31 protein-coding genes and 1 tRNA gene are annotated in these 23,611 nt (G+C 66.5%); 13 read left to right on the top strand and 19 right to left on the bottom strand.

The genetic code is table 11. The features are described 5' to 3' along the window. The first annotated feature begins 73 nt into the window (after nucleotides 1–73). Nucleotides 74–472, top strand: a complete 399-nt coding sequence (locus KUV38_RS03150; protein WP_222468654.1) for a hypothetical protein — start codon at nucleotides 74–76, stop codon at nucleotides 470–472. Nucleotides 473–510: 38 nt separating this feature from the next. Here the strand turns inward: KUV38_RS03150 and xseA are convergent, their stop codons facing one another. Beyond that, nucleotides 511–2,061: an exodeoxyribonuclease VII large subunit gene (xseA, locus tag KUV38_RS03145; protein WP_222468653.1), complete on the bottom strand. Its 1,551-nt coding sequence runs from the start codon at nucleotides 2,059–2,061 to the stop codon at nucleotides 511–513. A gap of 70 nt (nucleotides 2,062–2,131) precedes the next feature. Between xseA and purD the strand changes: the two genes are divergently transcribed. Next, entirely contained in the window at nucleotides 2,132–3,394 is a 1,263-nt protein-coding gene (gene purD / locus KUV38_RS03140; RefSeq protein ID WP_222468652.1) for a phosphoribosylamine--glycine ligase, read from the top strand. A 354-nt stretch (nucleotides 3,395–3,748) separates the two neighbouring features. Here purD and KUV38_RS03135 read toward each other — a convergent pair whose 3' ends face one another. Together KUV38_RS03135 and KUV38_RS03130 are read right to left on the bottom strand one after the other, a co-directional pair. Continuing rightward, a complete protein-coding gene (locus KUV38_RS03135) occupies nucleotides 3,749–4,531 on the bottom strand; it encodes an FG-GAP repeat domain-containing protein (RefSeq protein WP_261385138.1) in 783 nt (260 codons plus the stop codon). A gap of 16 nt (nucleotides 4,532–4,547) precedes the next feature. Next, nucleotides 4,548–4,871: a 2Fe-2S iron-sulfur cluster-binding protein gene (locus KUV38_RS03130; RefSeq protein WP_222468651.1), complete on the bottom strand. Its 324-nt coding sequence runs from the start codon at nucleotides 4,869–4,871 to the stop codon at nucleotides 4,548–4,550. 96 nt (nucleotides 4,872–4,967) lie between these two features. On the opposite strand from KUV38_RS03130, the gene KUV38_RS03125 reads away from it, so the two are divergent. From KUV38_RS03125 to KUV38_RS03115, 3 genes are all read left to right on the top strand, one after another. Beyond that, entirely contained in the window at nucleotides 4,968–5,396 is a 429-nt protein-coding gene (locus tag KUV38_RS03125) for an OB-fold nucleic acid binding domain-containing protein (RefSeq protein ID WP_261385137.1), read from the top strand. Nucleotides 5,397–5,454: 58 nt separating this feature from the next. Further along, a complete protein-coding gene (locus KUV38_RS03120) occupies nucleotides 5,455–6,024 on the top strand; it encodes a peptidoglycan-binding domain-containing protein (protein ID WP_315898590.1) in 570 nt (189 codons plus the stop codon). A 67-nt stretch (nucleotides 6,025–6,091) separates the two neighbouring features. After that, nucleotides 6,092–7,906, top strand: coding sequence for a M3 family oligoendopeptidase (locus KUV38_RS03115; RefSeq protein ID WP_222468649.1), 1,815 nt, complete (start codon nucleotides 6,092–6,094; stop codon nucleotides 7,904–7,906). A gap of 58 nt (nucleotides 7,907–7,964) precedes the next feature. Here KUV38_RS03115 and KUV38_RS03110 read toward each other — a convergent pair whose 3' ends face one another. After that, a complete protein-coding gene (locus tag KUV38_RS03110) occupies nucleotides 7,965–8,465 on the bottom strand; it encodes a hypothetical protein (RefSeq protein WP_222468648.1) in 501 nt (166 codons plus the stop codon). 140 nt (nucleotides 8,466–8,605) lie between these two features. On the opposite strand from KUV38_RS03110, the gene KUV38_RS03105 reads away from it, so the two are divergent. Next, complete coding sequence (locus tag KUV38_RS03105) at nucleotides 8,606–9,001, top strand: cupin domain-containing protein (RefSeq protein WP_222468647.1); 396 nt, start codon at nucleotides 8,606–8,608, stop codon at nucleotides 8,999–9,001. 111 nt (nucleotides 9,002–9,112) lie between these two features. Here KUV38_RS03105 and KUV38_RS03100 read toward each other — a convergent pair whose 3' ends face one another. The 6 genes from KUV38_RS03100 to rpoH all read right to left on the bottom strand — a co-directional run bounded on the left by KUV38_RS03100 (nucleotide 9,113) and on the right by rpoH (nucleotide 13,468). After that, nucleotides 9,113–9,418, bottom strand: a complete 306-nt coding sequence (locus tag KUV38_RS03100) for a DUF4389 domain-containing protein (protein ID WP_222468646.1) — start codon at nucleotides 9,416–9,418, stop codon at nucleotides 9,113–9,115. Further along, a complete protein-coding gene (locus KUV38_RS03095) occupies nucleotides 9,418–10,395 on the bottom strand; it encodes a Gfo/Idh/MocA family protein (RefSeq protein WP_222468645.1) in 978 nt (325 codons plus the stop codon). Before KUV38_RS03095 ends, KUV38_RS03100 begins: the two co-directional genes overlap by 1 nt. A gap of 61 nt (nucleotides 10,396–10,456) precedes the next feature. After that, on the bottom strand, nucleotides 10,457–11,074 hold the full coding sequence (locus KUV38_RS03090) for a class I SAM-dependent methyltransferase (protein ID WP_222468644.1): 618 nt from the start codon (nucleotides 11,072–11,074) through the stop codon (nucleotides 10,457–10,459). Continuing rightward, a complete protein-coding gene (pssA, locus tag KUV38_RS03085) occupies nucleotides 11,064–11,828 on the bottom strand; it encodes a CDP-diacylglycerol--serine O-phosphatidyltransferase (RefSeq protein ID WP_222468643.1) in 765 nt (254 codons plus the stop codon). Before pssA ends, KUV38_RS03090 begins: the two co-directional genes overlap by 11 nt. 4 nt (nucleotides 11,829–11,832) lie before the next feature. Continuing rightward, a complete protein-coding gene (locus KUV38_RS03080; protein ID WP_222468642.1) occupies nucleotides 11,833–12,522 on the bottom strand; it encodes a phosphatidylserine decarboxylase in 690 nt (229 codons plus the stop codon). 49 nt (nucleotides 12,523–12,571) lie between these two features. Beyond that, complete coding sequence (gene rpoH, locus KUV38_RS03075) at nucleotides 12,572–13,468, bottom strand: RNA polymerase sigma factor RpoH (protein ID WP_222468641.1); 897 nt, start codon at nucleotides 13,466–13,468, stop codon at nucleotides 12,572–12,574. Nucleotides 13,469–13,753: 285 nt separating this feature from the next. Here rpoH and KUV38_RS03070 point away from each other — a divergent pair, with 285 nt between their 5' ends. After that, nucleotides 13,754–14,410, top strand: coding sequence for a DUF4386 domain-containing protein (locus KUV38_RS03070; RefSeq protein ID WP_222468640.1), 657 nt, complete (start codon nucleotides 13,754–13,756; stop codon nucleotides 14,408–14,410). Nucleotides 14,411–14,412: 2 nt separating this feature from the next. Here the strand turns inward: KUV38_RS03070 and KUV38_RS03065 are convergent, their stop codons facing one another. Then, complete coding sequence (locus KUV38_RS03065; protein WP_222468639.1) at nucleotides 14,413–15,444, bottom strand: RluA family pseudouridine synthase; 1,032 nt, start codon at nucleotides 15,442–15,444, stop codon at nucleotides 14,413–14,415. On the opposite strand from KUV38_RS03065, the gene KUV38_RS03060 reads away from it, so the two are divergent. Beyond that, nucleotides 15,443–15,739, top strand: a complete 297-nt coding sequence (locus KUV38_RS03060; protein WP_222468638.1) for a DUF6476 family protein — start codon at nucleotides 15,443–15,445, stop codon at nucleotides 15,737–15,739. The two genes, KUV38_RS03065 and KUV38_RS03060, sit on opposite strands and share 2 nt — an antisense overlap. A 12-nt stretch (nucleotides 15,740–15,751) precedes the next feature. Here KUV38_RS03060 and KUV38_RS03055 read toward each other — a convergent pair whose 3' ends face one another. From KUV38_RS03055 to KUV38_RS21080, 3 genes are all read right to left on the bottom strand, one after another. Continuing rightward, nucleotides 15,752–16,051: an SH3 domain-containing protein gene (locus KUV38_RS03055; RefSeq protein WP_222468637.1), complete on the bottom strand. Its 300-nt coding sequence runs from the start codon at nucleotides 16,049–16,051 to the stop codon at nucleotides 15,752–15,754. Between the two features lie 114 nt (nucleotides 16,052–16,165). After that, nucleotides 16,166–16,242 (bottom strand) — tRNA-His (locus KUV38_RS03050). Between the two features lie 44 nt (nucleotides 16,243–16,286). After that, nucleotides 16,287–17,186 carry a helix-turn-helix domain-containing GNAT family N-acetyltransferase gene (locus KUV38_RS21080; protein ID WP_222468636.1) on the bottom strand — a complete coding sequence of 300 codons (900 nt, stop codon included), beginning with the start codon at nucleotides 17,184–17,186 and terminating at the stop codon, nucleotides 16,287–16,289. Nucleotides 17,187–17,304: 118 nt separating this feature from the next. Here KUV38_RS21080 and KUV38_RS03040 point away from each other — a divergent pair, with 118 nt between their 5' ends. Then, the gene (locus KUV38_RS03040) at nucleotides 17,305–17,511 is read left to right on the top strand and encodes a DUF6324 family protein (RefSeq protein ID WP_222468635.1); all 207 of its coding nucleotides are present in this window, start codon (nucleotides 17,305–17,307) and stop codon (nucleotides 17,509–17,511) included. Here the strand turns inward: KUV38_RS03040 and KUV38_RS03035 are convergent. Further along, nucleotides 17,508–17,972 (bottom strand): MmcB family DNA repair protein, encoded by a 465-nt coding sequence (locus tag KUV38_RS03035; RefSeq protein ID WP_222468634.1) that lies wholly within the window; start codon nucleotides 17,970–17,972, stop codon nucleotides 17,508–17,510. The genes KUV38_RS03040 and KUV38_RS03035 overlap by 4 nt on opposite strands. Nucleotides 17,973–17,981: 9 nt before the next feature. Between KUV38_RS03035 and KUV38_RS20830 the strand changes: the two genes are divergently transcribed. The 4 genes from KUV38_RS20830 to KUV38_RS03020 all read left to right on the top strand — a co-directional run bounded on the left by KUV38_RS20830 (nucleotide 17,982) and on the right by KUV38_RS03020 (nucleotide 20,994). Continuing rightward, entirely contained in the window at nucleotides 17,982–18,110 is a 129-nt protein-coding gene (locus KUV38_RS20830; RefSeq protein WP_261385136.1) for a hypothetical protein, read from the top strand. A 65-nt stretch (nucleotides 18,111–18,175) separates the two neighbouring features. Then, on the top strand, nucleotides 18,176–18,586 hold the full coding sequence (locus KUV38_RS03030; RefSeq protein WP_222468633.1) for a hypothetical protein: 411 nt from the start codon (nucleotides 18,176–18,178) through the stop codon (nucleotides 18,584–18,586). 319 nt (nucleotides 18,587–18,905) lie between these two features. After that, entirely contained in the window at nucleotides 18,906–20,231 is a 1,326-nt protein-coding gene (locus KUV38_RS03025) for a hypothetical protein (protein WP_222468632.1), read from the top strand. A 10-nt stretch (nucleotides 20,232–20,241) separates the two neighbouring features. Then, nucleotides 20,242–20,994: a hypothetical protein gene (locus KUV38_RS03020; protein ID WP_222468631.1), complete on the top strand. Its 753-nt coding sequence runs from the start codon at nucleotides 20,242–20,244 to the stop codon at nucleotides 20,992–20,994. Nucleotides 20,995–20,997: 3 nt separating this feature from the next. On the opposite strand, the gene KUV38_RS03015 is transcribed toward KUV38_RS03020, so the two are convergent. The 4 genes from KUV38_RS03015 to ribB form a co-directional block, all read right to left on the bottom strand. Then, a complete protein-coding gene (locus KUV38_RS03015) occupies nucleotides 20,998–21,339 on the bottom strand; it encodes a hypothetical protein (protein ID WP_222468630.1) in 342 nt (113 codons plus the stop codon). Nucleotides 21,340–21,436: 97 nt separating this feature from the next. Next, a complete protein-coding gene (gene nusB, locus KUV38_RS03010) occupies nucleotides 21,437–21,895 on the bottom strand; it encodes a transcription antitermination factor NusB (protein WP_222468629.1) in 459 nt (152 codons plus the stop codon). After that, complete coding sequence (locus KUV38_RS03005; RefSeq protein ID WP_222468628.1) at nucleotides 21,892–22,446, bottom strand: 6,7-dimethyl-8-ribityllumazine synthase; 555 nt, start codon at nucleotides 22,444–22,446, stop codon at nucleotides 21,892–21,894. Before KUV38_RS03005 ends, nusB begins: the two co-directional genes overlap by 4 nt. After that, nucleotides 22,446–23,555, bottom strand: a complete 1,110-nt coding sequence (gene ribB / locus KUV38_RS03000; protein WP_222468627.1) for a 3,4-dihydroxy-2-butanone-4-phosphate synthase — start codon at nucleotides 23,553–23,555, stop codon at nucleotides 22,446–22,448. Before ribB ends, KUV38_RS03005 begins: the two co-directional genes overlap by 1 nt. Between the last annotated feature and the right edge of the window lie 56 nt (nucleotides 23,556–23,611).

The following is a 23,611-nucleotide window of genomic DNA, read 5'->3' as shown; positions in this document are numbered from 1 at the left end:
GCCCCGCCCAGCCTTTTCGCGCCGCGCCCCATCTGCCATTCTGGCGGCAAAACACAGGCAACCCGGAGCCCCCATGCGCCCGACATTCCTCTTTGCCCTGACCCTCGCCGCCACGCCCGCGCTCGCCGCGGAGCCGATGTCCGGCCCCGAGTTCGACGCCTACACCAAGGGGCGCACGCTCTATTACAACAACCACGGTCAGGCCTACGGGGTGGAGGAATACCTCCCCGGCAACCGCGTCCGCTGGTCGTTTCTCGATGGCCAATGCAAGGAAGGCAGCTGGTACGAGCAGGGACGGTTCATCTGCTTTCTGTACGAGGACCAGCCCGGCGAGCCGCAATGCTGGACCTTCTGGGAAGAACCCGGCGGCATCCGCGCCCTGTTTGAAGACAATCCCTCCGCCACCGAACTCTACGAGGTGACAGACGCCGACGAGCCGATGCTCTGCCTCGGCCCCGATGTCGGCGTGTAACCCCTAGGGCGGGACGTGTCCCGCCACATGACCGCGCCCTAAAACAGATCGCCCTGCTCCGGCGGCGCATCCTTGGGCGCGGCTTTCTTCTTCACCGCCCCGCCCCCCGGCACCATCCGCCCATCGGCAAACTGAATCTCCAGCGGCCCCACCGCCGCCTTGGCCCGCGCCGCGCTCGTCACCACCTCGTCGCCCTCGCGCACCACGGCAAACCCGCGCTTCAGCGTCTCCTCGTAGCCGAGCGAGCCGAGCAACCGCCCGAGCGCATCGAGCTTCCGCCCCCGCGCCTCCGCCTGCCCGCGCTGCGCCGCCTCAAGCCGTGCGGCCAATGCCGCCACCCGCTCCCCGGCCCGCGCCGTGCGTTCCGTCACCAGCGCAGGCCTGAGCCGCCCGGCCCGTGCCTCCAGCCGCTCCCGCGCCCGCGCCGCGCCCCGTGCCAGCTCCGGCCCCAGCCGCGCTCCGGCCCGCTCGGCCCGCTCGCGCCGCTGCGCAATGCCCGCCCGGATCGTCCCGGGCCGCAGCCCCGCCGCCGCTTCGCTGAGCGCCCCGCGCTTCTTCAAAACCGCCGTGCGCAGCGCTGCAGGCAACCTGTCGGCCCACTGGTCGAGCCGCTGCTGCGCCCCGCCCAGCACCACCTCTGGCCGTGGCAGGGCGCGCGCCAGGTCGGTCAGCCGCTGCCGCCGCCCCCTTACGCTCTCCGACACCGCCCGGCGCAGACGCCCGCCAAAGCCGTCCACCGCCGCCATCAGCTCCAGCCGCACCGGCACCGCCATCTCGGCCGCCGCCGTGGGGGTCGGCGCGCGCCGGTCGGCGGCGTGGTCAATGAGCGTGGTGTCGGTCTCATGCCCCACCGCCGAGATCAGCGGAATCGCCGAGCCCGCGGCGGCCCGCACCACCACTTCCTCGTTGAAGCCCCAAAGATCCTCGATCGAGCCGCCGCCCCGCGCCACGATGATCAGGTCGGGCCGCGGCAAGGCACCCCCCGGCGTCAGCGCATTGAACCCCTCGATCGCGCGGGCCACCTGCGGCGCGCAGTCCTTGCCCTGCACGGCGACGGGCCAGACCAGCACCTTGCGCGGAAACCGGTCGCGCAGCCGGTGCAGAATGTCCCGGATCACCGCCCCCTGCGGCGAGGTCACCACCCCGATGATCTCCGGCAAAAACGGCAACGCCCGCTTGCGCCCGGCATCAAACAGCCCTTCCGCCGCCAGCGCTTTGCGCCGCTTCTCCAGCATGGCCATCAGCGCGCCCACGCCCGCCACGGCCACTTCCACCGCGTTCATCTGATACTTCGACTGGCTGGCAAAGGTGGTCAGCTTGCCCTGCGCCACCACCTCCATCCCCTCCTCGGGAATCACGCTCAGCCCGTCCACCTGCCCCTTCCATGTGGTGCAGGCCAGCACGCTCCGGTCGTCCTTCAGATCAAAATACAAATGCCCCGACCGCGCCCGCACCACGCGCCCGACCTCGCCCTTCACCCTGACGTAACCAAACTCGCCCTCCACCACGCGCTTCACCGCGCCCGAAAGCTCGGAGACGGTGAACTCGGGGGCATTTCCGCCGGGGGTCGGGTCGTCGATCAGGTCCATGTCACGCTCTTGTGCTGCTCTGCGCCCGACCTTAGAACGCCCCCGAACCAAGGCCAAGGGAGCGGCGTCCATGAACATCCTCATCCTCGGAAGCGGCGGGCGCGAGCACAGCCTTGCCTGGGCAATCCAGCAGAACCCCAAATGCGACCGGCTCATCGTGGCGCCGGGCAACGCGGGCATCGAGGCGATGTGCGAAACCGCCGCGCTCGACATCGAAGATGGCAGTGCCGTCGCCGAGTTCTGCCATGAGAATACCGTGGATTTCGTCGTCATCGGCCCCGAGGCCCCGCTCGCCGCAGGCGTGGCCGACCGGCTGCGCGAGGCGGGCATCCTCACCTTCGGCCCCTCCGCCGAGGCCGCCCAGCTCGAAGCCTCCAAGAAATTCACCAAACAGGTCTGCGACGCCGCCCAGATCCCCACCGCAGGCTGGGCCTCCTTCACCTCTGCCGCCCCGGCGCGCGACTACATCGAAGCCGTCGGCGCCCCCAAGGTCATCAAGGCCGACGGGCTCGCGGCAGGCAAGGGCGTGGTCGTGGCGATGGACGAGGCCACCGCCCTCGCCGCCATCGACGATGTCTTCGCGGGCGCCTTCGGCGAAGCCGGGGCCGAGGTGGTGATCGAAGATTTCATGACCGGCGAAGAGGCCAGCTACTTCATCCTCTGCGATGGTGAAAACGTGCTGCCCATCGGCACCGCGCAGGACCACAAGCGCGTCGGCGAGGGCGATACCGGCCCCAACACCGGCGGCATGGGCGCCTACTCCCCCGCCCCGATCATGGATGAAGCGGTCACGCAGAAGGCGCTGGAGCAGATCGTCAGGCCGACCGTCGCCGAGATGGCCAAGCGCGGCACCCCCTACCAGGGCGTGCTCTATGCCGGGCTGATGATAGAGGATGGCGAGCCTGCCCTCGTCGAATACAACGCCCGTTTCGGCGACCCGGAGTGCCAGGTGCTGATGATGCGCCTCGGCGCGCAGGCGCTTGACCTGCTGCTCGCCTGCGCCGAGGGCCGTCTGGCCGAGGCTCAGGTGAACTGGGCCGACGATCACGCGATGACCGTGGTGCTCGCGACCGAGGGCTACCCCGGCAGCTACGCCAAGGGTTCGGTGATCGGCGGGCTGGAGGGGCTGCCGGAGACTTCCACCCAGATGGTCTTCCACGCCGGCACCACGGCGGCTGGCGGCAAGGTCACCGCCACCGGAGGCCGGGTGCTGAACGCCACCGCGCGCGGCGACACGCTGGCCGAGGCCCGCGACCGCGCCTATGCGCTGGCCGAGATCATCGACTGGCCCGAGGGTTTCTATAGGAAAGACATCGGCTGGCGCGCCCTCTGACCCCCGCATAGGTCCCCAAGCCGGGCAGCGCCGTCCCGCGGGGTGGCGCATGCAACGGTTGTGCGGGGCACTTTATGGTGCCGTGGTCATCTTCCCTCGGAAGTAGGTGCTGCCTTCACCGAAGCGCCGCCCCGGGGGGCGGGACGGCGCTGCCCGGCGCCTTGCGGCGCGCATCGGGCAAAACTCTTCGCACAACCGACACCCCCTAACACACCCTCACCCCACCGCGCCGCACACTTAACGCCAAACCCAGCCGTTCTGTGCAAAAATCGCGTATGTATGGAATGTGCATCAGTTGTGCATCGGATGTGCCTGTGGCGCATAAGCCTCACACCGGCCGCGCCGCACCACTTCCTAACGGCACGTCCGCTCTATGCCAAAGCTCTCCGGCCCCTCGATCGGCCCCAGCTCCCGGGCGACCAGTTTGCCTTCCACCAGCCGCACGCCGATCATCTCCTGCCAGCCCGGATCGGCCACCACCAGCTCCGGCCCGCCCCGGCAGGTGCGTAGCCCACCGTGGATCACCGGATCGCCAAAGCGATGGTTGGTGACGCCGGAAAGCGACGCAATCTCAACCAGTTGCCCGTCCGTCCAGCGAAACACCCGCAGAACCCGCGCCAAGTGCGGCCGGTCGACGAAGGCTACCTCAATCGCCCCGTCGCGGTCCAGATCGGCGGCTGCTACCGGCGCCAGCCAGCGGTTGCGCGTGCCGATAAAGTCGGTCGCCGCCAACCGCTCCACCCCGGCCTCGCCGATCCCCCAAACCGCCAGCCGTGCGCCCTTCTGCGCATGGCTCTCCACCACCACGACCTCAGGCAAGCCATCCCCGTTCATGTCCCACAAACGCGGTGAAACATCTTCGAAAACAAGCTCTTGCGGCAGGTTGATCTGAAAGTTCGAGCGCCCCGCGCGGCAGGGCATCCCAAGCGTGACGCCAACAACGAGCGCGCCCCACTCCTCGTCATCGCCCAAGGCCCCATGCGGGTAGCGGCTGGTCGGGGCGGCATAGGTCGCGCCGCTGATCTGCGCCACGCATTGCACCGAAGGGTCAGCCGCAGAGGCCGGCATGGCGGCAAGCGCAAAGCCCACCGCCCGCAGCGTTTTACCAATCGTCAGGAAGTTGCGCCAATCTGCCATCGACCGGCGCCCCCGCTCAGATCTGCTTTTCCGGCATCTGGACCACGAGCCCGTCCAGCTCGTCGGTGACCTTGATCTGGCAGGTGAGCCGCGAGCGGGTCTCGTCGGGCTCGAAGGCAAAATCGAGCATGTCCTCTTCCATCGCCTCGCGCCCGGGGAGCTTCTCGACCCAGGCGGCGTCGACGTAGACATGGCAGGTCGAGCAGGCGCAGGCCCCGCCGCAATCGGCGTCGATGCCCGGGATGCCGTTGTCCCGCGCGCCTTCCATGACGGTCATGCCATTGGCAACCTCGACCTCATGCTTGGTCCCGTTGTGCTCGATATAGGTGATCTTGGCCATTTCCTGCTCCGATGTGCCTGCTTTGGCCCCTTTACCGGATCGGCGCGGGAGATTCCAGCATTGCCGGGTCGCGGCAACTGTTCTACTATTGTTCTCATGTCGCCCGCTCCCACATGGCCCCGCCCGCCCCGCGCGCTCCCCGCCGCATGGCTCAACCGCCCGCCCATCGGCGCGCGCGTCACCGTGGCCGGCCTCGTTCTGGTGCGGCAGCGGCCCGGCACCGCCAAGGGGGTGATCTTCGTCACGCTGGAGGATGAAACAGGCACCTGCAATGTGGTGGTCTGGGCCAAGACCTACGAGAAGTTCCGCCGCGCGGTGATCGCCGGGCGGCTGCTGCGGGTCACCGGCCGCATCCAGCGCGAGCAGGAGGTGGTGCATATCGTGGCCGAGCAGATCGAGGATATCTCCGCCCTGCTCGATACCCTGCTGGAGCCGCCCCCCACGCCCTCCCAAGCACCCGAGCCTGTTGCAAAAGGGGCGCAAGAGCCCGCCCCTCCGCGCCGCCTCCCCGCGCCGGGCCTTTGAGCCACGCCGCCCCCGCGCTAATCTGCGCCCAACGCGGCCCGCAAGAGAGCCCAGAGCAGTGACACGACCCAACGCCAAACGCCGCCCGCTAGGGGCCATCCTCGCCTGCGGGGTGCTTGCGCTTTCGGCCTGCGTGCCCACCGCCCCCGAGGTGCAAAAGCGCACCGCCCCGCTGCCCATCGTCACCACGCTCGAGGCCCCGCCCAGCGCCACCCCCGGCTCCTGCTGGGGCAAGGAAACCACGCCCCCCGAGACCCGCACGGTGATCGAGCCGGTGCTCGTCCAGCCCGCCCAGCTCTCCGCCTCGGGCGAGGTGATCAGCCCGCCGATCTACCGCCGTGCGCCGCAGGAATACGTGGTCAAACCCGCCGTCCAGCGCTGGTTTGAAACCCCCTGCCCCGCCGAGATGACGCCCGAGTATATCTCCTCGGTCCAGCGTGCCCTCGCCGCCCGCGGCTTCTACCAGGGCGGCCCCTCCGGCGAAATGGATACCCGCACCCGCCGCGCGATCCGCAAGTATCAGGCCCCCCAAGGGCTCGACAGCGAGACCCTCTCGCTCGCCGCCGCCCGCACCCTCGGCCTCGCCCCGGCCCTACTGCCGCAGGACGAAACCGCGCCCGAGGGTTGAAGCCCCCGCCCCTTCCTGCCTATCTGCCTTCTGACCGACAAAGACAGACAACGCAGGAGCAGCCCCGATGAAATCCCCCGTCTTCGACGCCGCCACCGCCTCCGGTGGCAAGAACCTCGGCGACCTCCCCGAGTGGGACCTCTCCGACCTCTACACCGCCGAAGACGCCCCCGAGCTGACCCGTGATCTCGACTGGCTCGCCACCGAATGCCCCGCCTTCGCCGCTGACTACGAGGGCAAGCTGGAGGGCCTGACACCCGAGCAGATGCTCGAATGCGTCCACCGCTACGAGGCGATCGACCGCATCGCGGGCCGCATCATGTCTTTCGCCGGCCTGCGCTACTACCAACTCACCGTCGACCCGGGCCGCGCCCAGTTCATGGGCAACATGCAGCAGCAGATCACCGACATCATGTCGTCGCTGGTGTTCTTCTCGCTGGAGCTGAACCGCGTCACCGATGCGACCTACGAGGCATGGTTCACCGGCAGTGCCGACCTCGCCCGCTACAAGCCCGTCTTCGACCGGATGCGCGCCCTCAAGCCCTACCAGCTCTCAGACGAGCTGGAAAAATTCCTGCACGATCAATCCACTGTCGGCGCCGCCGCATGGAACCGCCTGTTCGATGAAACCGTCGCCGGGCTGGAGTTCGAGGTGAACGGCGAGACCCTCGGCATGGAAGGGGTGGCCAACCTCCTCTCCGAGCAAGACCGTGACACCCGCGAAGCGGCGGCCCGCGAGATCGCCTCCGTCCTCACCGACAACCTCAAAATCTTCTCCCGCGTCCACAACACGCTGGCCAAGGAAAAGGCCATCGAGGACAAGTGGCGCAAGATGCCCACGCCGCAAACCGGCCGCCACCTCTCCAACCACGTCGAGCCAGAGGTAGTCGAGGCCCTCCGCAACGCCGTCGTCGCCGCCTACCCGCGCCTTTCGCACCGCTACTACGAGCTGAAGCGCGGCTGGCTCGGCCTCGACAAGATGCAGGTCTGGGACCGCAACGCCCCCCTCCCGATGGAGAGCGAAAAGGTAGTAGGCTGGACCGAGGCCAAGCAAACCGTGCTCGACGCCTACGCAGGCTTCGACCCGGAGATGGCCAAGCTGGCAGAACCCTTCTTCACCAAGGGCTGGATCGACGCCGAGGTGAAGCCCGGCAAGGCCCCCGGCGCCTTCGCCCACCCCACCGTCACCGACGTGCACCCCTACGTGATGCTGAACTACCTCGGCAAACCGCGCGACGTGATGACGCTGGCCCACGAACTCGGCCACGGCGTCCACCAGGTTTTGGCCGCCGAGCAGGGCGAGCTGCTCTCCTCCACGCCCCTTACGCTAGCCGAGACCGCTTCGGTCTTCGGTGAAATGCTCACCTTCCGCAAACTCCTCGCCGCCGCCAAGGACGACGCCGAGCGCAAGGTGCTGCTCGCCGGCAAGGTCGAAGACATGATCAACACGGTCGTCCGCCAGATCGCCTTCTACGACTTCGAGTGCAAGCTCCACGCGGCGCGGGCCGAAGGCGAGCTGACCCCTGACCAGATCAACGAGATCTGGATGTCGGTGCAGGGCGAGTCCCTGGGCCCGGCGTTCGAGTTCATGGACGGGTATGAGACCTTCTGGGCCTACATCCCCCACTTCGTCCACTCGCCCTTCTACGTCTACGCCTACGCTTTCGGGGATGGCCTCGTAAACGCGCTCTACGCTGCCTACGAAGAAGGCGACGCCGACTTCCAGGCCAAGTATTTCGATATGCTGAAAGCAGGCGGCTCAAAGCACCACAAGGAGCTTCTGGCCCCCTTCGGCCTCGACGCCTCAGACCCTGCCTTTTGGGACAAGGGCCTCAGCATGATCGAGGGCTTCATCGACGAGTTGGAAGCCATGGAGGGCTAACAGGCCCGCGGGACGGCGGGTGGGGCGACGCGCAAAAGCGAGAGCGTCACCCGCCTCCCTACTCCACCGCGATCTCCGTCTCGATGACCCCGGTCACCGGGCGGCAGTTGCCCGTGTCGGTGGCCGAGGAGATGATCGGGCGAAAGCACAGCTCCGCCTCGAAGGTCGCCACCAGCCGCCCGTAGCTGCCGTAGACTTCCAACTCGACAATATCGATCCGCGCAGGCTTCGCCGCGCCCCGGCTGGTCCAGAACGGCCCGCCCATGCCCTCGGGCACATGCATCACATCAACAGAGAGCGGCTCCGCCCCCGGCGCGAACGGCCCCTCGAAGCGCACATCCACACTGAACACGTCCCGCGTGGTAAAGCGCGGCTCCGGGTGGCCCTGCACCCTCAGCTCCGTCAGCCGCGCGCCTTGCTCAAAGCTCGCCGTCGCCACCTTTCGCCCGCCCTGCTCCATCGTGATCGTGTGCCATTCCTCCGCCTCACCCGCGAGATAGGCGGTGATCCGGCCCAGCCCCTCGGCCGCAGCAGGCAGGGGCAGCCACGAGGCCATCATCAGGGCCACAATCTGGGCTCGCGCAAAAATCCTCATGCCCCCAGCTTGCCCCCTCTCCCCGCGCCCGGTCAAACGCCCTAGGGTGGGGGAAAGGCCGCAGCGCCGCCCTATTTACAATTTGAGAAGAATTGGAGGCTAAGATGAAGATCACGCGGGCCACAGAGCAACCCTCGGGCACCGGCCCGGCAGAGTACTTCACCGGCGCGGTCCGGCAAGAGAACCGCCACAACCCCGAAGAGGGCGCATCCGCCGGCGCGGTGATCGTCACCTTCGAGCCGGGCGCGCGCACCGCTTGGCATACGCATCCGCGCGGTCAGTTACTGATCGTCACCGCCGGCCTCGGCTGGGTCCAGCGAGAGGGCGGCCCGAAAGAAGAGATCGCCCCGGGCGACAAGATCTGGTTCGAACCGGGAGAGAAACATTGGCACGGCGCCCGCGCCGACCACGCAATGACCCATGTGGCCATCCACGAGGTCGAGAACGGCACCAACGTCACATGGATGGAGCACGTGAGCGACGCCGACTACCTCGGCTGATGGCGAGAAGAATTTTCCCTAAATTTCTTCGGCCCCCAAAAATCTTCGAGAAGATTTTTGCCCCTCACCCGCCCGAAAAATCTTCGTTAAGATTTTTCGGCCTCACCGCGCTCAATCCAGCTCCGTCCAGGGCCAGGGCTTCACCTCGCTGGCGGCCACAAGGTAACGCGCTGCCTTCGCCAGCCAGATGCCGAGGCTTTCGCCAAACTCCGCCAGCCGCGGGTTCGGCTCGCCCTTGCTCACCAGCATCACGATGAATTGCACCAGCGTCGCCACGCCCAGCACCGTCATCGCAACCTGAATCATCAGCCCGATCAGGATCATGTGCAGGAGCCGCATCAGCAGCCCGTCCTTGCCCGCCTCCTCCTGCGGCCCGTGCATCCGCCCCTCGAAGCGCTCGTCGTCCGACGGCCGCATCACCCGCGCCCGCCCTTGGCATAGACCGCGTCGATCAGCGCCTGCGTGCCCTTGGCGTCTTCAAGGCTCCACGGATACTCTGCCCCCTCGCGCACCGTCCGCCCGAAGTTCTCGACCTGCAGCACATATTGGTTGATGCCGGGAAAGCGCTCGATCCGGCGGCCCATGCCATCCTGATGCAGCTCCACCTCGGCTTGGTCAAAGACATTGGCGTTGAACGGCGCGGTGAGCCGGATCACGCCCTCGGTGCCGTGAAAGCTCATGTGCTGCCACGGGTGCATCCGCATCGAGTTGACCCAATGCGCCGTGCAGCTCGGAAAGCGCGCCGCGACCCGGGCCACCACATCCACCCCCGCCTCGAAGGTAAGGTCCGCATGGGTGATCTCCTCGGGTTCCTCGCCCAGCATCCAACGCGTTGATCCGTAAGTGTAAACCCCGATGTCGGGGATACCCCCGCCGCCCTTGGAGGCGTCATTTCGGATGTTGCCCATGTCGGGGTTGTTGTAGGTGAACACCCCATCCACATGCACCAGATCGCCGATCGCCCCGTCGCGCAGCATGGCCCTTGCCCGCTGCCACTGCGGGTGGTGCACGATCATGTAGGCCTCTGCCGCGTGCAGCCCGCTCTCGTCGCGCTTGGCGATCAGCGCGTCGATCTCGCCCGCCTCCATCGCGATGGGCTTCTCGGTCAGCACATGCTTGCCCGCCTCCATCGCCTTCAGCGTCCACTCGACGTGCAGGTGGTTCGGCAGCGGGATATAAACCGCATCCACCCCCGGATCGGCCAGCAGCGCCTCGTAGCTGTCATGGACCTTCAGCGCCGGGCAAAAGGCCTGAAACGGCTTGGCCTTCTCGGGGCTCGAGGTGGCCAGCGCCACAAGTTCGGCCCCCTCCGCGGCATGGATCGCACGGCCCATGTGCTGGAGCGCAAAGTTGGCGGCGCCGAGGATGCCCCAGCGGATCGGTTCGATTGTCATGGCAGCTCTCCCGGTGTCCCTGTTAGCGCCAACGCTAACGGCCCGCCGGGCAGCCCGCAAGCTAGCCCTGCTTCTCCAGCACCAGCCAGGTCATGATCCGCATCGGCGGCAGGCTGTCGCGCGCCACCTCGACGAGGCCCGGCGCGCCAAGCACGCGCGAGATCGGGAAATCCGAGTGCCAGCCGATCAGCCCTTCAAGCGGCGCAATCGCCCGCTCCACGAGGCCCAGCATGCCCTTCTCGGCGGCGAAGTGGTTCACGATCAGCACCTGACCACCGGGCTTGAGCACCCGCGCGATCTCGCGCATCACCCGCTCCGGCTCGGGCACGACTGAAAGCACATGCATCGCGCTCACGTAGTCAAAGCTGCCATCGGCGAAGTCCAGCTCGCGGGCATCCATCTGCCGCAGCGCCTCGACCCGCGTCAGCCCGTCTTCCTCCACCCGCTTCTCGGCCTTGGCCAGCATCTCGGGCGAAAAGTCGATCCCCGTCACCCGCACGCCGGGGCCGTAGAGCGGCAGCGCCAGCCCGGTGCCCACGCCGACCTCCAGCACATCGCCGCCCCGCTCCGAAACATAAGAGGTCGCCCGCCTGCGCCCGGCATTGGTGACGGCCCCGAAGGTGCTGTCATAGACCGGGGCCCAGCGTTTGTAAGAGTTTGATACCGCTTCAATCTTCATCACTGACGCTCCCCGTGGCGTGGTGCCGCGCACTCCATCCGACCAGCACGATATAGCCGAACTGTGCAATCGACATGACAACCCAGGGCCAGGTGGCGGCGATGGCGGCAAAGGCCACCAAGCCGACAATCAGAAACCGGGCATTCTCCCGCGGCACCCGCATCGCCTTCAGCGAGGGGGTGGGCAGGCGTGAAATCATCAAAAGGCCCACGATCACCAGCCAGATGGCAACGATCCCGGCCGGCATCGGCAGGCCCGGAAAGTTCTGCACCAGCGCAAAGGGCGCAAGCGCCAGTAGCGCGCCACCCGGAGCGGGCACACCGGTGAAGGTGCCGGGCGTGGGGCGGTCTTCCTCCACCTCCTCCCGCGCCGTCACGTTGAACCGGGCCAGCCGCAGCACCGCGCAAACCGCGTAGATCAGCACCGCGATCCAGCTCAGCCGCGAAGTGGTGTCGAGGCTCCAGAGGTAGAGCAGAAAGCCGGGGACGACGCCGAAGTTGACGAAATCGGCTAGGCTGTCGAGTTCCGCGCCGATCTTGGATTCAGACTTCAGAAGCCGCGCCAACGGGCCATCCAGCCCATCCAGCAGCGCTGCCAGAAGCACCATCATCACCGCCGCCTCGAACCGCCCCTGAAGCGCCAGCCGCAGGCCGGTGAGTCCGGCACAGATAGCCGCTATGGTGACGATGTTGGGCAGCAGGTGCAGGATCGGCAAGCGGCTCGCCCTGCGGCGAATGCGGGGGGCACGTGGCATGCGCTCAGTCGGCCCTTGCCGGTCGGGGCGTGCCCTGCGCGGTATCGGCCAGCACGGTCTCGCCTGCGATCATGGTCTGCCCCACGGCCACCAACGGCGAAACACCCTCGGGCAGGTATGTATCGAGCCGGGAGCCAAAGCGAATGAGGCCAAAGCGCTCGCCGCGCTTCAGCACCGTGCCTTCCTCGGTCAGTGGCACGATCCGCCGGGCCACGAGGCCGGCGATCTGGGTCACCACGAGGTCGCGCCCGTCATCCATCTCGATCAGCAGGGAGTTGCGCTCGTTGTCCTCGCTGGCCTTGTCCAGCTCTGCCGAGAGGAACTTGCCGGGCTTGTAGGCCATCTTCGCCACCCGCCCCGGCACCGGGGCGCGGTTGATGTGGCAGTTGAAGACCGACATGAACACGCTGACGCGCAAGCGCTTTTCATTGCCCAGCCCCAGTTCAGGCGGAGGCGCGGCCATCTCGATCAGGCTCACGATGCCATCGGCCGGGCTCACGATCAGCCCCTCGCCCTCTGGCACATGGCGCACCGGGTCGCGGAAGAAGTAGTAGCACCAAACAGTCAGCCCCAGCCCGATCCAGCCCAGCGGCTGCCAGATGAAGAACAGCAGCAGCGTGAGCACGGCGAAGACGCTGACGAACCGCCAGCCTTCCTTGTGCATCGGCTTGATGAATGTCTCGTGCAGCTTCACGCAGATCCCCCTCGGTTGCCCAAGGGTCTAGCCGCCCGCTGGCGCGGGTTCAAGCGCGCGCCAGCAGACCCCGCTCCTTGGCAAGCTCCTGCATCCGCTTCTGCAGCTTCTCGAAGGCGCGCACTTCGATCTGGCGAATGCGCTCGCGGCTCACGTCATACTGGCCCGAAAGCTCCTCGAGCGTGACCGGCTGCTCGTGCAGACGGCGCTGGATCAGGATGTCCTTCTCGCGCTCGTTCAGCACGTCCATCGCCTGCACCATAAGCTCGCGGCGCACTTCCATCTCGTTCTCTTCGGCGTAGCTCTTGGCCTGGTCGGCGGTCTCATCCTCCAGCCAGTCCTGCCATTGCGCCGAGCCGTCATCATCGGAGCCGATGGTGGCATTGAGGCTTGCATCCCCGCCCGAAAGGCGGCGGTTCATCGAGATGACCTCGTCCTCGGTCACGTTGAGTTGTTCGGCGATCTTTTGCACGTTCTCCGGCCGCAGATCGCCCTCCTCCAGCGCGCCGATCTTGTTCTTGGCTTTGCGAAGGTTGAAGAAAAGTTTCTTCTGGGCGCTCGTCGTTCCGAGTTTTACAAGCGACCACGATCTAAGAATGTATTCCTGGATCGAGGCACGGATCCACCACATGGCATAGGTCGCCAGCCGAAAGCCCTTTTCCGGGTCAAAGCGTTTGACCGCCTGCATCAGGCCCACATTGGCCTCCGAGATCACCTCGGCTTGCGGCAGGCCGTAGCCGCGGTAGCCCATGGCGATTTTCGCGGCGAGGCGCAGGTGGGAGGTCACGAGCTTGTGGGCCGAAGAGCTGTCTTCGGTTTCGACCCAGCGCTTGGCCAGCATGTACTCTTCCTCCGGCTCCAGCATCGGAAAGGTGCGGATCTCCTGGAGGTAGCGGTTGAGCCCCTGCTCTGGAGAGGGGGCCGGAAGCTTGGAATAGTTACTCATGCGCGTCCCTTGTTTCGTGTTATCAGTGCTTTACCCCGGTCATGCCGGGCGGTTGATGGTCATATAAGCACTGAACTGATCGGTTCAAGTCTTAACGGTGCCCTAAGGTTGCGACCATCCTAGACCCGATAAACGTGAAGAGAAGGTAAATCCGGCGCACCAATCTGTGTGACCGCGCTTGTCATGCGTATTTGCATGAATGGTGAACGAAAACGGGGAATTCTATGCGGTCTCCGCATGGCCTATCTCGGGGTCAACGCAACCTCAGCCCTCGGGAGCCGCCCCATGCAAACCTCGATCCAACGCACCACAGGCGCTCTTTACCTCGGCGTCATCGCCCTTGGCCTCACCGCCGAGTTCGCCATCCGCATGCCATTGATATCATGGAGTGATCCCGCCGCGACATGGCAGGCCATCGCCGCCAACACCGGCCTCTTCCGCGCCGGGCTGCTGGCCGACAGCGCAATGATCGCGCTCGATATCGCCCTCGCCGTGCTGTTCTTCAGCCTGCTGCGCCGCGTCCAGCCCGAGTTGGCCCTCACCGCGATGGTTCTGCGCCTGATGCAAGCCGCCGTGATCGGCGCCAGCCTGCTGGCCAGCGTCGCGGCGCTCTCGCTGGTCAGCACCGGACCCGAGGCCCCCGAGGCGCTGATGGTCCTGCTGACCACCCACTCCATTGGCTATGACGTGGGCCTGCTCTTCTTCGGCGCCAACACGCTGATCACCGTATGGCTCCTCGCCCGCGCCGCGCTCGTGCCCCGCTGGCTGCCGCCCCTGCTGGGTCTGGCGGGCCTTACCTACCTCGCAGGCTCGCTCACCCGCCTCGCCGCACCGGAGCTTAATGCGCTGATGCAACCGGCCTACGGCGTCACGATCCTCGCGGAGTTGAGCCTTGCGCTGGTGTTCCTGCTCCGCCCGCAGCGGAGCGCTGCAACCGCCTGATGTCAGGCCGAAAAGCTGCCACCGAGCGCCGCAAGAAGCGCCCCCATGTCATCCGGCATGGGGGCGGCAAAATCCATCTCGGTGCCTTCCACCGGATGGGCAAAACCCAGCGAAGCCGCATGCAGCGCCTGCCGTGAAAACGCCCGCACCGCCTCCGCCGCCTCGGCCCCCACCGCACGCTCCGAGAGCTTGCGCCGCCCACCGTAAACCGGATCACCGATCAACCCGTGCCCGATGTGAGACATATGTGCCCGGATCTGATGCGTGCGCCCGGTTTCCAGCCGGCATTGCACCAGAGCCGCAACCTCCTGCAATCGCTCCACAACCTGCACCCGCGTCACCGCGTGGCGTCCGCCTGTGAAGCACACCGCCTGGCGCTGCCGGTCGGTCTTGTGGCGGGCGAGCTGGGTGGTGATCCGCAGCGTGCCGTCCGGCTCGAAATGGGTGCCCTTGATCCCGCGCAGCCGTGGCTCCGAGCCATCAGGGATTCCGTAGCAGAGCGCGAGGTAATGCCGCCGCGCGGTATGCGCCTCGAACTGTTCGGCCAGCCCGTGATGCGCGGCGTCGGACTTGGCGACCACCAGCAACCCACTGGTATCCTTGTCGATCCGGTGCACGATGCCCGGCCGTTTCTCGCCGCCCACGCCCGAAAGCTCGCCGCCAAAATGATGCAGCAAAGCATTCACCAGCGTGCCGCGCGGGCTGCCCGGCGCGGGGTGCACCACCATGCCCGCAGGCTTGTTGACCACCACGAGGTGCTCATCCTCGAAGGCGATCTCCAGCGGGATATCCTCGGCCACCATCTCCACCTCGGCGGCCTCGGGCACGGCGATTTCCACCTCGTCGCCCTCCGCCACCTTGGCCTTGGCGTCGGTCACCACTGCGCCGTTCACCCGCACCGCGCCCTCGGCCAGCAGACGCACCAAGCGTGAACGGCTCAGGCTCGCCTCGTCTGGCACATCGCGCGAAAGCGCCTTATCAATGCGCGGCGGCGGCGTGGGGCCGAGGGTGAATGTCACGAGAGAGGCGGCCATGGCGGCTCCGGATGAAAATGAACTGCCGGTGGACCTGAAGTGGCTCAAGCGGCTGGTGACAGGGCTGACGCTCACGATGATCGCAGGGATCGCCGTAATCGCCGCCCTGCTTATCATCCGCCTCTCCGGCCCGCAAAGCCCCTCTTTTCCTGAAGAAATAGCCTTGCCCCCGGGCGCGGAGGTGCAGGCCTACACCGCCGGACCGGGCTGGCACGCCGTGGTCACCACCGACGGGCGCATCCTGATCTACGCCGCAGACGGCACGCTACGGCAGGAGATTGAGGTCACGCCCTGAAGGGGTGCGGCGCTAGAGCCGGGTGAGATAGGTCTGAGAGACATAGCCCGTCATCGTCGGCGTCCGGTCCAACGCAACCTCGCACCAGCGCGTGCCGCCGATGCGCGAGCACTCCTTCACCCGCACCACCGTGCCATTGGGCAGCCCCGCCTTAATGGTGTAGCCGGTGCCCGGCCCCGCACGGAGCTTCAGCATATCGCCCTCTTCCACGCCCGATACCTCGTAACGCGCCTGCCCAACGGCGATCGGCCCCGCGCTTTCGCACGCCGCAAGCGTGCCTGCCACAAGGGCGCAGACCATGATTCTCAGCATGTTTTTCTCCTGCTTCTGCCTCGGCGCCCAGCTTAGGCGGCGGGCAGCAAAAGCGCCAGTTTACACGGGCGCGGAATGCCGGATCGGCGGGCATTTTCAACGGGTCTGAGGGAGTGGTACCACCTCCCCGGCTCGAACGGGGGACCTCCTGATCCACAATCAGGCGCTCTAACCAACTGAGCTAAGGCGGCACTCGGGGGTCGTTTAGCGCCCGTCCCGCACGATTGCAAGAGCCTCAGAGGTCAATCCTGTAGTCAACAACCACGGTATCCTGCCCGAATTCACGCTCCGGCCGGCTGCCCAGCTTTTCAAAGCCGGCACGTTCATAAAGACGGCAGGCCGCCTCGTGAGACTCGTGGGTCCAGAGCACCAGTTCGCGGTAGCCCTTGTCGCGGGCAAAATTCAGGCAGGCTTCCAGCAGCTTGCGCCCCAGCCCCAACCCGCGCGCCTCCGGCTCCAGAACGAACAGCCGCAACTGAGCAGTCTCCGCCCCGCGCGAGACGCAAAACACAGAGCCGAGCCTTCGCCCGTCGCCCCATGCGATCCAGCCGCGTTCACGGGCCGGGTCGTGGGTGCGGATGAACTCGGCCATGACCTCCGCCACCAGCGCCTCGAACGTCGCATCATAGCCCTCGTCGCGGGCATAGAGCGCACCGTGGCGCTCCACGATCCATCCTGCGTCCCCCGGTGCGAGGTCTTTCAATTCAACATGTTCCGCCGGTTGAAAGGCCTGCCGCACACGGGCCAATCCCTCGCCCAGCAAGGCGCGGGCATCGGGCTCCATCCGGCCCAGAAAGGCGCCAACGGCAGCGCGCGAGGCCTTGTCATGGCTGGCGGCCAGCGCCTGCCCTTCGGCGGTCAGTTCCAGAGTGCGGCGCCGTGCATCCTGCGGGTCGGGCTTGCGGGCAATCCAACCCTTCTTCTCAAAGCCTGCGAGCAGGCGCGAGAGGTAGCCCTCGTCGAGCCCCAGCAATTCTGCGATTTCGCGGGCGGTCGACAGCTCGCCATTGGCCAGTTCCCAGAGCACCCGCACCTCGGTGACCCCGAGCCCGGAGCCGAGGTAGCTCTGCCCCAGCAGTCCGAGGCGCTGGGTGTAGAACCGCGAGAAGCCGCGTAGCTGTTCGATGTCGTCCATATCCGACCCTCCGCCACAGAATTTCCGGCAGTTGCTTGCGTGGGTCAAGGATTATCCCCCCTTGCCTCACCCCGAGGTGCAGGCTAGCTGACGGACCACCGCAGCCGGAGAGACACCCATGGGCATCAACAGCGAGAGCGACTTCGCCGCCAACCTTCAGATCGGGCCGACCGATCAGGGCATGGTGCGGATCTACATTCAGGGCGACGGCGTGGATATCCCGATGGACTTCGACCCCGAAGAGGCCCTCGAGATCGCCGAAGAGCTGAAAAGCGCGGCCCAGCGCGCAGCGGCCATGGTCGCGGGCGGCAAGAAGAAGCGTTAAAGCAGCCCCGAGGGGCGTGGGTCGCGCAGGGCCTGAAGCCGCAGCGCGGCGTGGCGGGCGAACTTTTGCAGCATCACCTTGCGCCGGGCGGCGGCCAGCTTGGTCTCCGGCCCCATGCGGATGATCTCTGCATCGTAAGGGTCCGCAATGATCAGGCCCGTCTCCACAGGCAGCAGCTCGGTCGGAAAATCCTGATCCACCGCCCAGAAGAAGCGGTCACACCACTCCAGATAGCCCTGCCACTTGTGATCGGCCATGTAGTCGGCCCGGCTCGACTTGCACTCGATCACCCAGACCTCTCCCTTCGGCCCGAGCGCCATTACGTCCACCCGCAATCCGCCCGTGGGCACCAGTTCTTCAACCGTCACGAACCCGTGGCTGAGCATGTGGCGGCACACCCCTCGGGCGAGCAACTGGCCGGGTTGCAACTCGGGCGTGGGCGATTCTGGTGAGAGCTCCATGTCACAAACATGAACAAACCAGAAACATCCTTCAAGCCCCCGGCGCAGCTTCACAATTTAAAACAAAAATTTGCCTCGATCTTGCCTCAAAACCCCGGCAGCCGGGCACTGATCGCCGCCGCAGGCCGCCATTGTTGACGCATCGCAAACAGTCGCCCGGTGATCGGGATGACAGGCCGCCACCGCTGCCCTAGTTTCGACACATGGGGCGCATTTCTATCATAACCATGTTCATCGCACTCGCTGCCGCGATCGCCATTCCGGCGCATGCGGCCAACGACGGTCTGGCCGACAAGTTCTGGAGCTGGCTCTTTTCCGAGGAAGCCCCGGCGGAAGTTGAGGCCACCGCCTCGGGCCGCCCGAAAGTGTGGACTTTGCACCCCTCCGACCGCACACGGCACCCCGAAGAGAGCTTTCGCGGCTCCAAGTGGAAGGGGCATCGCTACTTCCCCTTCCAGCGTGACTACGTGGTCTATGGCGGCGGCCCGTCCCGTGGCCTCTCGATTGGCACTACCACGCCCAATGGCGCGATCATCCGCCAAGGGCGCCCCTCGCTCTCGCGCGGGATCAAGCGCTCCTCGGTCAAGAGCAAGGTGCGCCGCGCCTTCCGCTGAAGGCCGTGCGCATCGAATTCACCGCACCCCCTTGCCAGCGCCCTGCCCCGGGCCTATCTCCGCTCGTGGCGGATCTGCTCTTCTCGTGTCGAGGCCCAATTCCAGTGGCCTTAAGCAATTCCATGGGAGTTGGCTCTGTCCGGGCCCTGGTCCGGTTACCCGACGCCCACCTGTATTTACAGGTCCCCGGGAATTCGAACGCCTTGCCGGTCGCTGCGGTCCCCGCCACCCATTCTTCTCATAACGGCCAAGTGAAGCGCCCCGCGCTTCCCCCCGGGCGCGGCGTGCCTATACTCCCCGGGTCACGGTGGAGGGTGCGATGAGCCGGAAGATAAGCAGGAGCGAGGCCCGCGGCCTTGCCTATTCCAAGGAACTTGAGGGCCACCTCGGCGCGCTCGACAGCTTCACGCCGACCGCGCTCGGCGTTCTCGCCACCGCCTCGGGCATCTACACCTACCTCGGCGTCTCTTCGCTGCTGGATAACAACGGTGCGATGACCTTCTTCGCTGCCGTGGCCTATTCCATCGCCGTCTCGGTCGGCATCTTCGTGTTCTGGTCCTTCCTCATGCGGCTGCTCCCGGCGGTGCGCACCGCCTCGGCGCGGATCGGGCTGCTGCTCTCGATGGGTCTTGGTTCGCTGGCCATCGTGGCCATGTCGTCCTGGCTTAACGCGGCGGCGCTTGCGGGCGCGGCGGCGGTGGAACAGCACCTCGCCAAGACGGTGCAGGATTATCAGGGCTCGCTGGAGCGCAGTTACCAGATCGCCACCGCAGGCCAAGGGCTGGAGCGCGATGTCGCCCGCGTGCGCCAGAGTTTTACCGACCTTTCCGAACAGGAGGCCACCGGCAACCTCTCGGGCCTCGCCGGTCGCGGTGCGGTGTTTCGGGTGCTGAACCAGAAGGCCGACGAGCTGAGCGGGCTGGAAGCCCAGATCGCCAGCCAGACCCCGCTGGTGGAAGAGCGATTTGCGCAGGGCAACGTAATCCTCAGCCGGATGCGGGCACTGACAGTCGAGACCGGGCCGGTCGAGGCACGCTCGGTCGAATTCTCCGAAGAGGCCGTGCGGCTGGCCGGGATCATCACCGAGCTGCGCCAGCTTTCGGTCGCGCCACTGGTGCAGCGCGCGGCACAGGATCTGTCACAATCGGTGGTGCTGCCCCAGCTCGATGGCCGCACCGAAGAAGATCGCATCGGCCAGGCCTCAACGCTGGAATCGGTGCTCGGCGTGCTCGGCCAGCGCGCTGAAACGCTGCGTTTGGCGGCCGAGGGCGTCATGGGCATGACCCCGCCCGCCGAGGTGGCCTATACCCCCGTCTCCGCCGCCGATGCGGTGATCCTCTACGCCGAGAACTTCGTGCCCAGCTGGGCCGGAGCCATCGCCATCGACCTGCTGCCTGCGGTGCTGGTGCTGATCCTCATGGTGGTGCAGGCCGCCATCCGCGCGGGCCGCGACCCGGTGGACCTTGGCGACCGTCTCACCATGGCAGAGCTGCGCGCCGCCCTCGTTGCCGCGCGGGACGTTGAGAACGCGATGGACGAGCGAGACGATGCGCCCGAGACGGAGGACGAAGAAGACGAGCCGCGCGCCGAAAACGTCGAGCCGCTGGAGAAACCGGCCAAGGGCTCCGGCCCACGGTCTGTCTGAGGGCTCGGCGATGGCGTTCACGGCAAAAACCGGCCTCAAGGCGATATTCGGGCTGCAGATCGGCATCGCGGTCGTGCTTCTGGGGCAGGACTTCTCGCTTGTCGCGCCGCAGATCCGCTGGCCCACCTCCGCCCCTGCCGTCTCCGACCCAGTGGCGCCCGGCGACCAGACCCGGCGGTTCGACCCCGATGAGGTGCGCCGCCCGACAATGCCCGGCATCCCAATGGAGGGCGCCGCGAACATGCCCAAGCGGCTGTTCTTCGAGGACCGGCCCGAGGGCGGCACGCGGATTGTCGGCGCGATCAAGGAGGGCGACGGGCCGCGATTTGCCGAATGGCTGGAGCGCCAGCCTGACCTGCCCGAAACGCTGTGGCTCCACTCCCCCGGCGGCTCGGTGGGCGATGCGCTGCAAATCGGGCGGTTGATCCGGGAGAAGGGGATCAACACCGCGATGGACGCGGGCGCCGTCTGCCTCTCCGCCTGCCCCTACATGCTGATGGCCGGCCCCGAGCGTCGGGTGCATGCCGAGGCCAAGGTGGGCGTGCATCAAAGCTACTATGGCCAGAGCACCGTGCTGCCCGCCTTTCTCGCAGTGGAAGACATCCAGCACAGCCAGGCCGAGGTGATCCGCTACCTGGGCGAGATGGGCATCGGGCTGGGGGTGATGGAACACGCGCTCTCGACCCCGCCGGATGAGATTTACATCCTGCTGCCGGAAGAGTTGGAAGAGTTCTCGATCGCGACCGAGATCACCGAAGGCTAGTGCCTAGCTGAAATCGTCGAACCCGCGCTGACGCGGGACTTCTCGCGGCTCTGGGCGCACCTGCACCGCCACGGTTTGCGGTTGCACGGCCATTCGCTTGCCGCCGCCCCTGCCTCGATCTTCCGGCTCAGCCATGCGCATGATTGCGATGCCGAACTGCACGCCCGAAAAGACGATGCCATTGAACATGAACAGCAGAAACACCGCCAAAGGCCCGGCGGAGGTGTGGGTGACGAGGTGCCAGAGGTTGCCCACGTTCAGCCAGAGCAGCCCTACCACGAAGAGCGCGGCGAGGGCAAAGCCGATCAGGACATGGCGGACATAGAGCGATACGAGCTTGGGCATTGGCAGGGCCTCCGGGGCGACGCGCGTCACATTCAAGATAACGCAACTGTGCCTAACAGCCAGTTAATTCCGCCCGGCCAGAATTCGCCCGTCCGCGTCAGAACTCCTCGGGCTTTGCCTCGCGGGCCATGTGGTCGAGCACCGCGTTCACGAACTTCGGCTCGCGGCCTTCGGGAAAGAAGGCCTTGGCGATATCCACGAACTCGACGATCACCACCTTGGGCGGCGTGTCGCTTTCAACCAGCTCGGCTCCGGCGGCGCGGAACAGCGCGCGCAGGGTCGGGTCGATCCGGTTGATCGGCCATTTGGCTACCAGCGCCCGGTCGGTCATCTGGTCGATCTTCGCCTGATGATTCACCGCATCGCCGACGAGCTTGCGGAACAGCGAAGGGTCGCCTTCCACCATCTCTTCGCCCTCAAAATACTCGGTGCCGAAGCGGTGATCCTCGAACTCGGTCTCCACCGCCTCGGCGGTTTGGCCGGAGGCTTCCATCTGAAAGAGCGCCTGCACGGCGTAGAGGCGTGCGGCGGATTTTTTCGTGCGTTTGTCGCTCATGCGGTCTTGGGTCCTCCGCCGTCACCGGCCAGCAGGATTTCGTTTTCAAGCGGCGAGCGGAAGCCCACGCCCCGCTCCGGCTTGCCAAAGCGGCGGGTCAGCGCGATCAGGTGCAGCGCGGCGGCAGCAGCCCCACCCCCTTTGTTCTGCCCCTCGACCTCGGCCCGCACCTCGGCCTGTTTGCGGTTTTCGACCGTCAGGATGCCATTGCCAATACAGGCCCCTTCCAGCCCCAGCAGCGTGATGGCGCGGGAGCTGTCGTTGCAGACGGTCTCGTAATGGGTCGTCTCGCCACGGATCACGCAGCCAAGCGCCACGAAGCCATCGAAGTTGCTCTGCCGGTGGGCGATGCGAATGGCGGTGGGCACCTCGAGCGCGCCGGGCACTTCGGCGATCTCGTGAAAGGCGCCGCAGGCCTCCAGCTCGGCTACGGCGCCGGCAACGAGGTTGTCGGCGATGTCCTTGTAGTAAGGCGCAACGACGATCAGCACCTTGGGCGCCACTTCAAACTCAGGCCGCGGCAAAACGTAATGGCTCTCGCTCCCGGCCATCAGCCTGCCTCCTCAATCCGGCGGGTGCCAACGATCTCCAGCCCGTAGGCATCGAGGCCAACGATCTTGGGCGTGGGGGAGTTGGTGAGCAGCTCCAGCTTGTGGATCCCCAGCGACGAAAGGATCTGCGCACCGAGGCCGTATTGCCGCAGCGTCTGCGGCGAGGCCTCCTCGGCGGCGGCGATCTTCATAGTCAGGTCGCGCAGCAGCACCACAACGCCCCGGCCCTCGGCGGCCACGGCCTCCATTGCTGCGCCAAACTCATGCGCCCGGCCTGCACCGGCGGTGCCGACCACATCGAGCATCGGGTCGAGCGCGTGCATCCGGGTGAGCACCGGTGCATCGCCGGAGATATCGCCCTTCACCAGCACGATATGTTCAGCACCCTGCACCTGGTCGGTGTAGATCTTCATCTGCCACTCGCCGCCGAAGGCAGAAGTGATGGTCTCTTCCTTCTTCACGGCAACGAGATTGTCGTGGCGGCGGCGGTAGGCGATGAGGTCCGAGATCGTGCCAATCTTCAGCCCGTGCCGCTGGGCAAAGCTGACCAGATCGGGCAGGCGCGACATGGTGCCATCTTCGTTCATGATCTCGCAGATCACGCCGGAGGGGTTGAGCCCCGCAAGGCGGCTCACATCCACCGCGGCCTCGGTATGACCGGCCCGCACAAGCACCCCGCCCTCGCGGGCGCGAAGCGGAAAGACGTGGCCCGGCGTGGCGATATCCTGCGCGCTTTTGGCGCTGTCGATGGCCACGGCCACGGTGCGGGCACGGTCGCCTGCGCTGATGCCGGTCGTCACGCCCTCGCGGGCTTCGATGCTGACGGTGAAGGCGGTCTCGTGCCGCGAGGAGTTCTGCGAGGCCATCAGCGGCAGGCCGAGCGCATCGATCCGGGGGCCGGGCAACGCAAGGCAGATCAGCCCGCGCCCGTGGGTCGCCATGAAGTTGATCGCATCGGGCGTGGCCATCTGCGCGGGGATCACGAGATCGCCCTCGTTCTCACGGTCTTCATGATCCACGAGGATGAACATCCGCCCGTTGCGGGCATCCTCAATGATCTCCTCAACCGAGGAGATCGCGTCTGTATAGTTGGTCGAAAGGTCGTTCATCGGGCCGCCCGTCTGGTTTGCGGCTCCATCTAGCCCGGTTGGGCCGGGTTGGAAAG

The organism is Vannielia litorea (assembly GCF_019801175.1).
GTDB classification, from domain to species: Bacteria; Pseudomonadota; Alphaproteobacteria; order Rhodobacterales; family Rhodobacteraceae; genus Vannielia; species Vannielia litorea_B.
Note: the sequence above shows the minus strand (reverse complement) of the source record. Positions and strands in the feature narration are given on the sequence as shown.

What these genes read in the sequence shown, in the direction of transcription:
- KUV38_RS03105 (WP_222468647.1), top strand. Translation starts at nt 8,606, where the DNA reads ATGAAGATCACGCGGGCCACAGAGCAACCCTCGGGCACCGGCCCGGCA.
- KUV38_RS03055 (WP_222468637.1), bottom strand. Translation starts at nt 16,051, where the DNA reads ATGCTGAGAATCATGGTCTGCGCCCTTGTGGCAGGCACGCTTGCGGCG.
- KUV38_RS03135 (WP_261385138.1), bottom strand. Translation starts at nt 4,531, where the DNA reads ATGGCAGATTGGCGCAACTTCCTGACGATTGGTAAAACGCTGCGGGCG.
- KUV38_RS03110 (WP_222468648.1), bottom strand. Translation starts at nt 8,465, where the DNA reads ATGATGGCCTCGTGGCTGCCCCTGCCTGCTGCGGCCGAGGGGCTGGGC.
- KUV38_RS03025 (WP_222468632.1), top strand. Translation starts at nt 18,906, where the DNA reads ATGAGCCGGAAGATAAGCAGGAGCGAGGCCCGCGGCCTTGCCTATTCC.
- KUV38_RS03115 (WP_222468649.1), top strand. Translation starts at nt 6,092, where the DNA reads ATGAAATCCCCCGTCTTCGACGCCGCCACCGCCTCCGGTGGCAAGAAC.
- rpoH (WP_222468641.1), bottom strand. Translation starts at nt 13,468, where the DNA reads ATGAGTAACTATTCCAAGCTTCCGGCCCCCTCTCCAGAGCAGGGGCTC.
- KUV38_RS03005 (WP_222468628.1), bottom strand. Translation starts at nt 22,446, where the DNA reads ATGGCCGGGAGCGAGAGCCATTACGTTTTGCCGCGGCCTGAGTTTGAA.
- ribB (WP_222468627.1), bottom strand. Translation starts at nt 23,555, where the DNA reads ATGAACGACCTTTCGACCAACTATACAGACGCGATCTCCTCGGTTGAG.
- KUV38_RS03020 (WP_222468631.1), top strand. Translation starts at nt 20,242, where the DNA reads ATGGCGTTCACGGCAAAAACCGGCCTCAAGGCGATATTCGGGCTGCAG.
- nusB (WP_222468629.1), bottom strand. Translation starts at nt 21,895, where the DNA reads ATGAGCGACAAACGCACGAAAAAATCCGCCGCACGCCTCTACGCCGTG.
- pssA (WP_222468643.1), bottom strand. Translation starts at nt 11,828, where the DNA reads ATGCCACGTGCCCCCCGCATTCGCCGCAGGGCGAGCCGCTTGCCGATC.
- KUV38_RS03100 (WP_222468646.1), bottom strand. Translation starts at nt 9,418, where the DNA reads ATGCGGCCGTCGGACGACGAGCGCTTCGAGGGGCGGATGCACGGGCCG.
- KUV38_RS03095 (WP_222468645.1), bottom strand. Translation starts at nt 10,395, where the DNA reads ATGACAATCGAACCGATCCGCTGGGGCATCCTCGGCGCCGCCAACTTT.
- KUV38_RS03030 (WP_222468633.1), top strand. Translation starts at nt 18,176, where the DNA reads ATGGGGCGCATTTCTATCATAACCATGTTCATCGCACTCGCTGCCGCG.
- KUV38_RS03130 (WP_222468651.1), bottom strand. Translation starts at nt 4,871, where the DNA reads ATGGCCAAGATCACCTATATCGAGCACAACGGGACCAAGCATGAGGTC.
- KUV38_RS03070 (WP_222468640.1), top strand. Translation starts at nt 13,754, where the DNA reads ATGCAAACCTCGATCCAACGCACCACAGGCGCTCTTTACCTCGGCGTC.
- KUV38_RS03035 (WP_222468634.1), bottom strand. Translation starts at nt 17,972, where the DNA reads ATGGAGCTCTCACCAGAATCGCCCACGCCCGAGTTGCAACCCGGCCAG.
- KUV38_RS03065 (WP_222468639.1), bottom strand. Translation starts at nt 15,444, where the DNA reads ATGGCCGCCTCTCTCGTGACATTCACCCTCGGCCCCACGCCGCCGCCG.
- KUV38_RS21080 (WP_222468636.1), bottom strand. Translation starts at nt 17,186, where the DNA reads ATGGACGACATCGAACAGCTACGCGGCTTCTCGCGGTTCTACACCCAG.
- KUV38_RS03040 (WP_222468635.1), top strand. Translation starts at nt 17,305, where the DNA reads ATGGGCATCAACAGCGAGAGCGACTTCGCCGCCAACCTTCAGATCGGG.
- KUV38_RS03060 (WP_222468638.1), top strand. Translation starts at nt 15,443, where the DNA reads ATGGCGGCTCCGGATGAAAATGAACTGCCGGTGGACCTGAAGTGGCTC.
- xseA (WP_222468653.1), bottom strand. Translation starts at nt 2,061, where the DNA reads ATGGACCTGATCGACGACCCGACCCCCGGCGGAAATGCCCCCGAGTTC.
- KUV38_RS03150 (WP_222468654.1), top strand. Translation starts at nt 74, where the DNA reads ATGCGCCCGACATTCCTCTTTGCCCTGACCCTCGCCGCCACGCCCGCG.
- purD (WP_222468652.1), top strand. Translation starts at nt 2,132, where the DNA reads ATGAACATCCTCATCCTCGGAAGCGGCGGGCGCGAGCACAGCCTTGCC.
- KUV38_RS20830 (WP_261385136.1), top strand. Translation starts at nt 17,982, where the DNA reads ATGAACAAACCAGAAACATCCTTCAAGCCCCCGGCGCAGCTTCACAAT.
- KUV38_RS03125 (WP_261385137.1), top strand. Translation starts at nt 4,968, where the DNA reads ATGTCGCCCGCTCCCACATGGCCCCGCCCGCCCCGCGCGCTCCCCGCC.
- KUV38_RS03090 (WP_222468644.1), bottom strand. Translation starts at nt 11,074, where the DNA reads ATGAAGATTGAAGCGGTATCAAACTCTTACAAACGCTGGGCCCCGGTC.
- KUV38_RS03015 (WP_222468630.1), bottom strand. Translation starts at nt 21,339, where the DNA reads ATGCCCAAGCTCGTATCGCTCTATGTCCGCCATGTCCTGATCGGCTTT.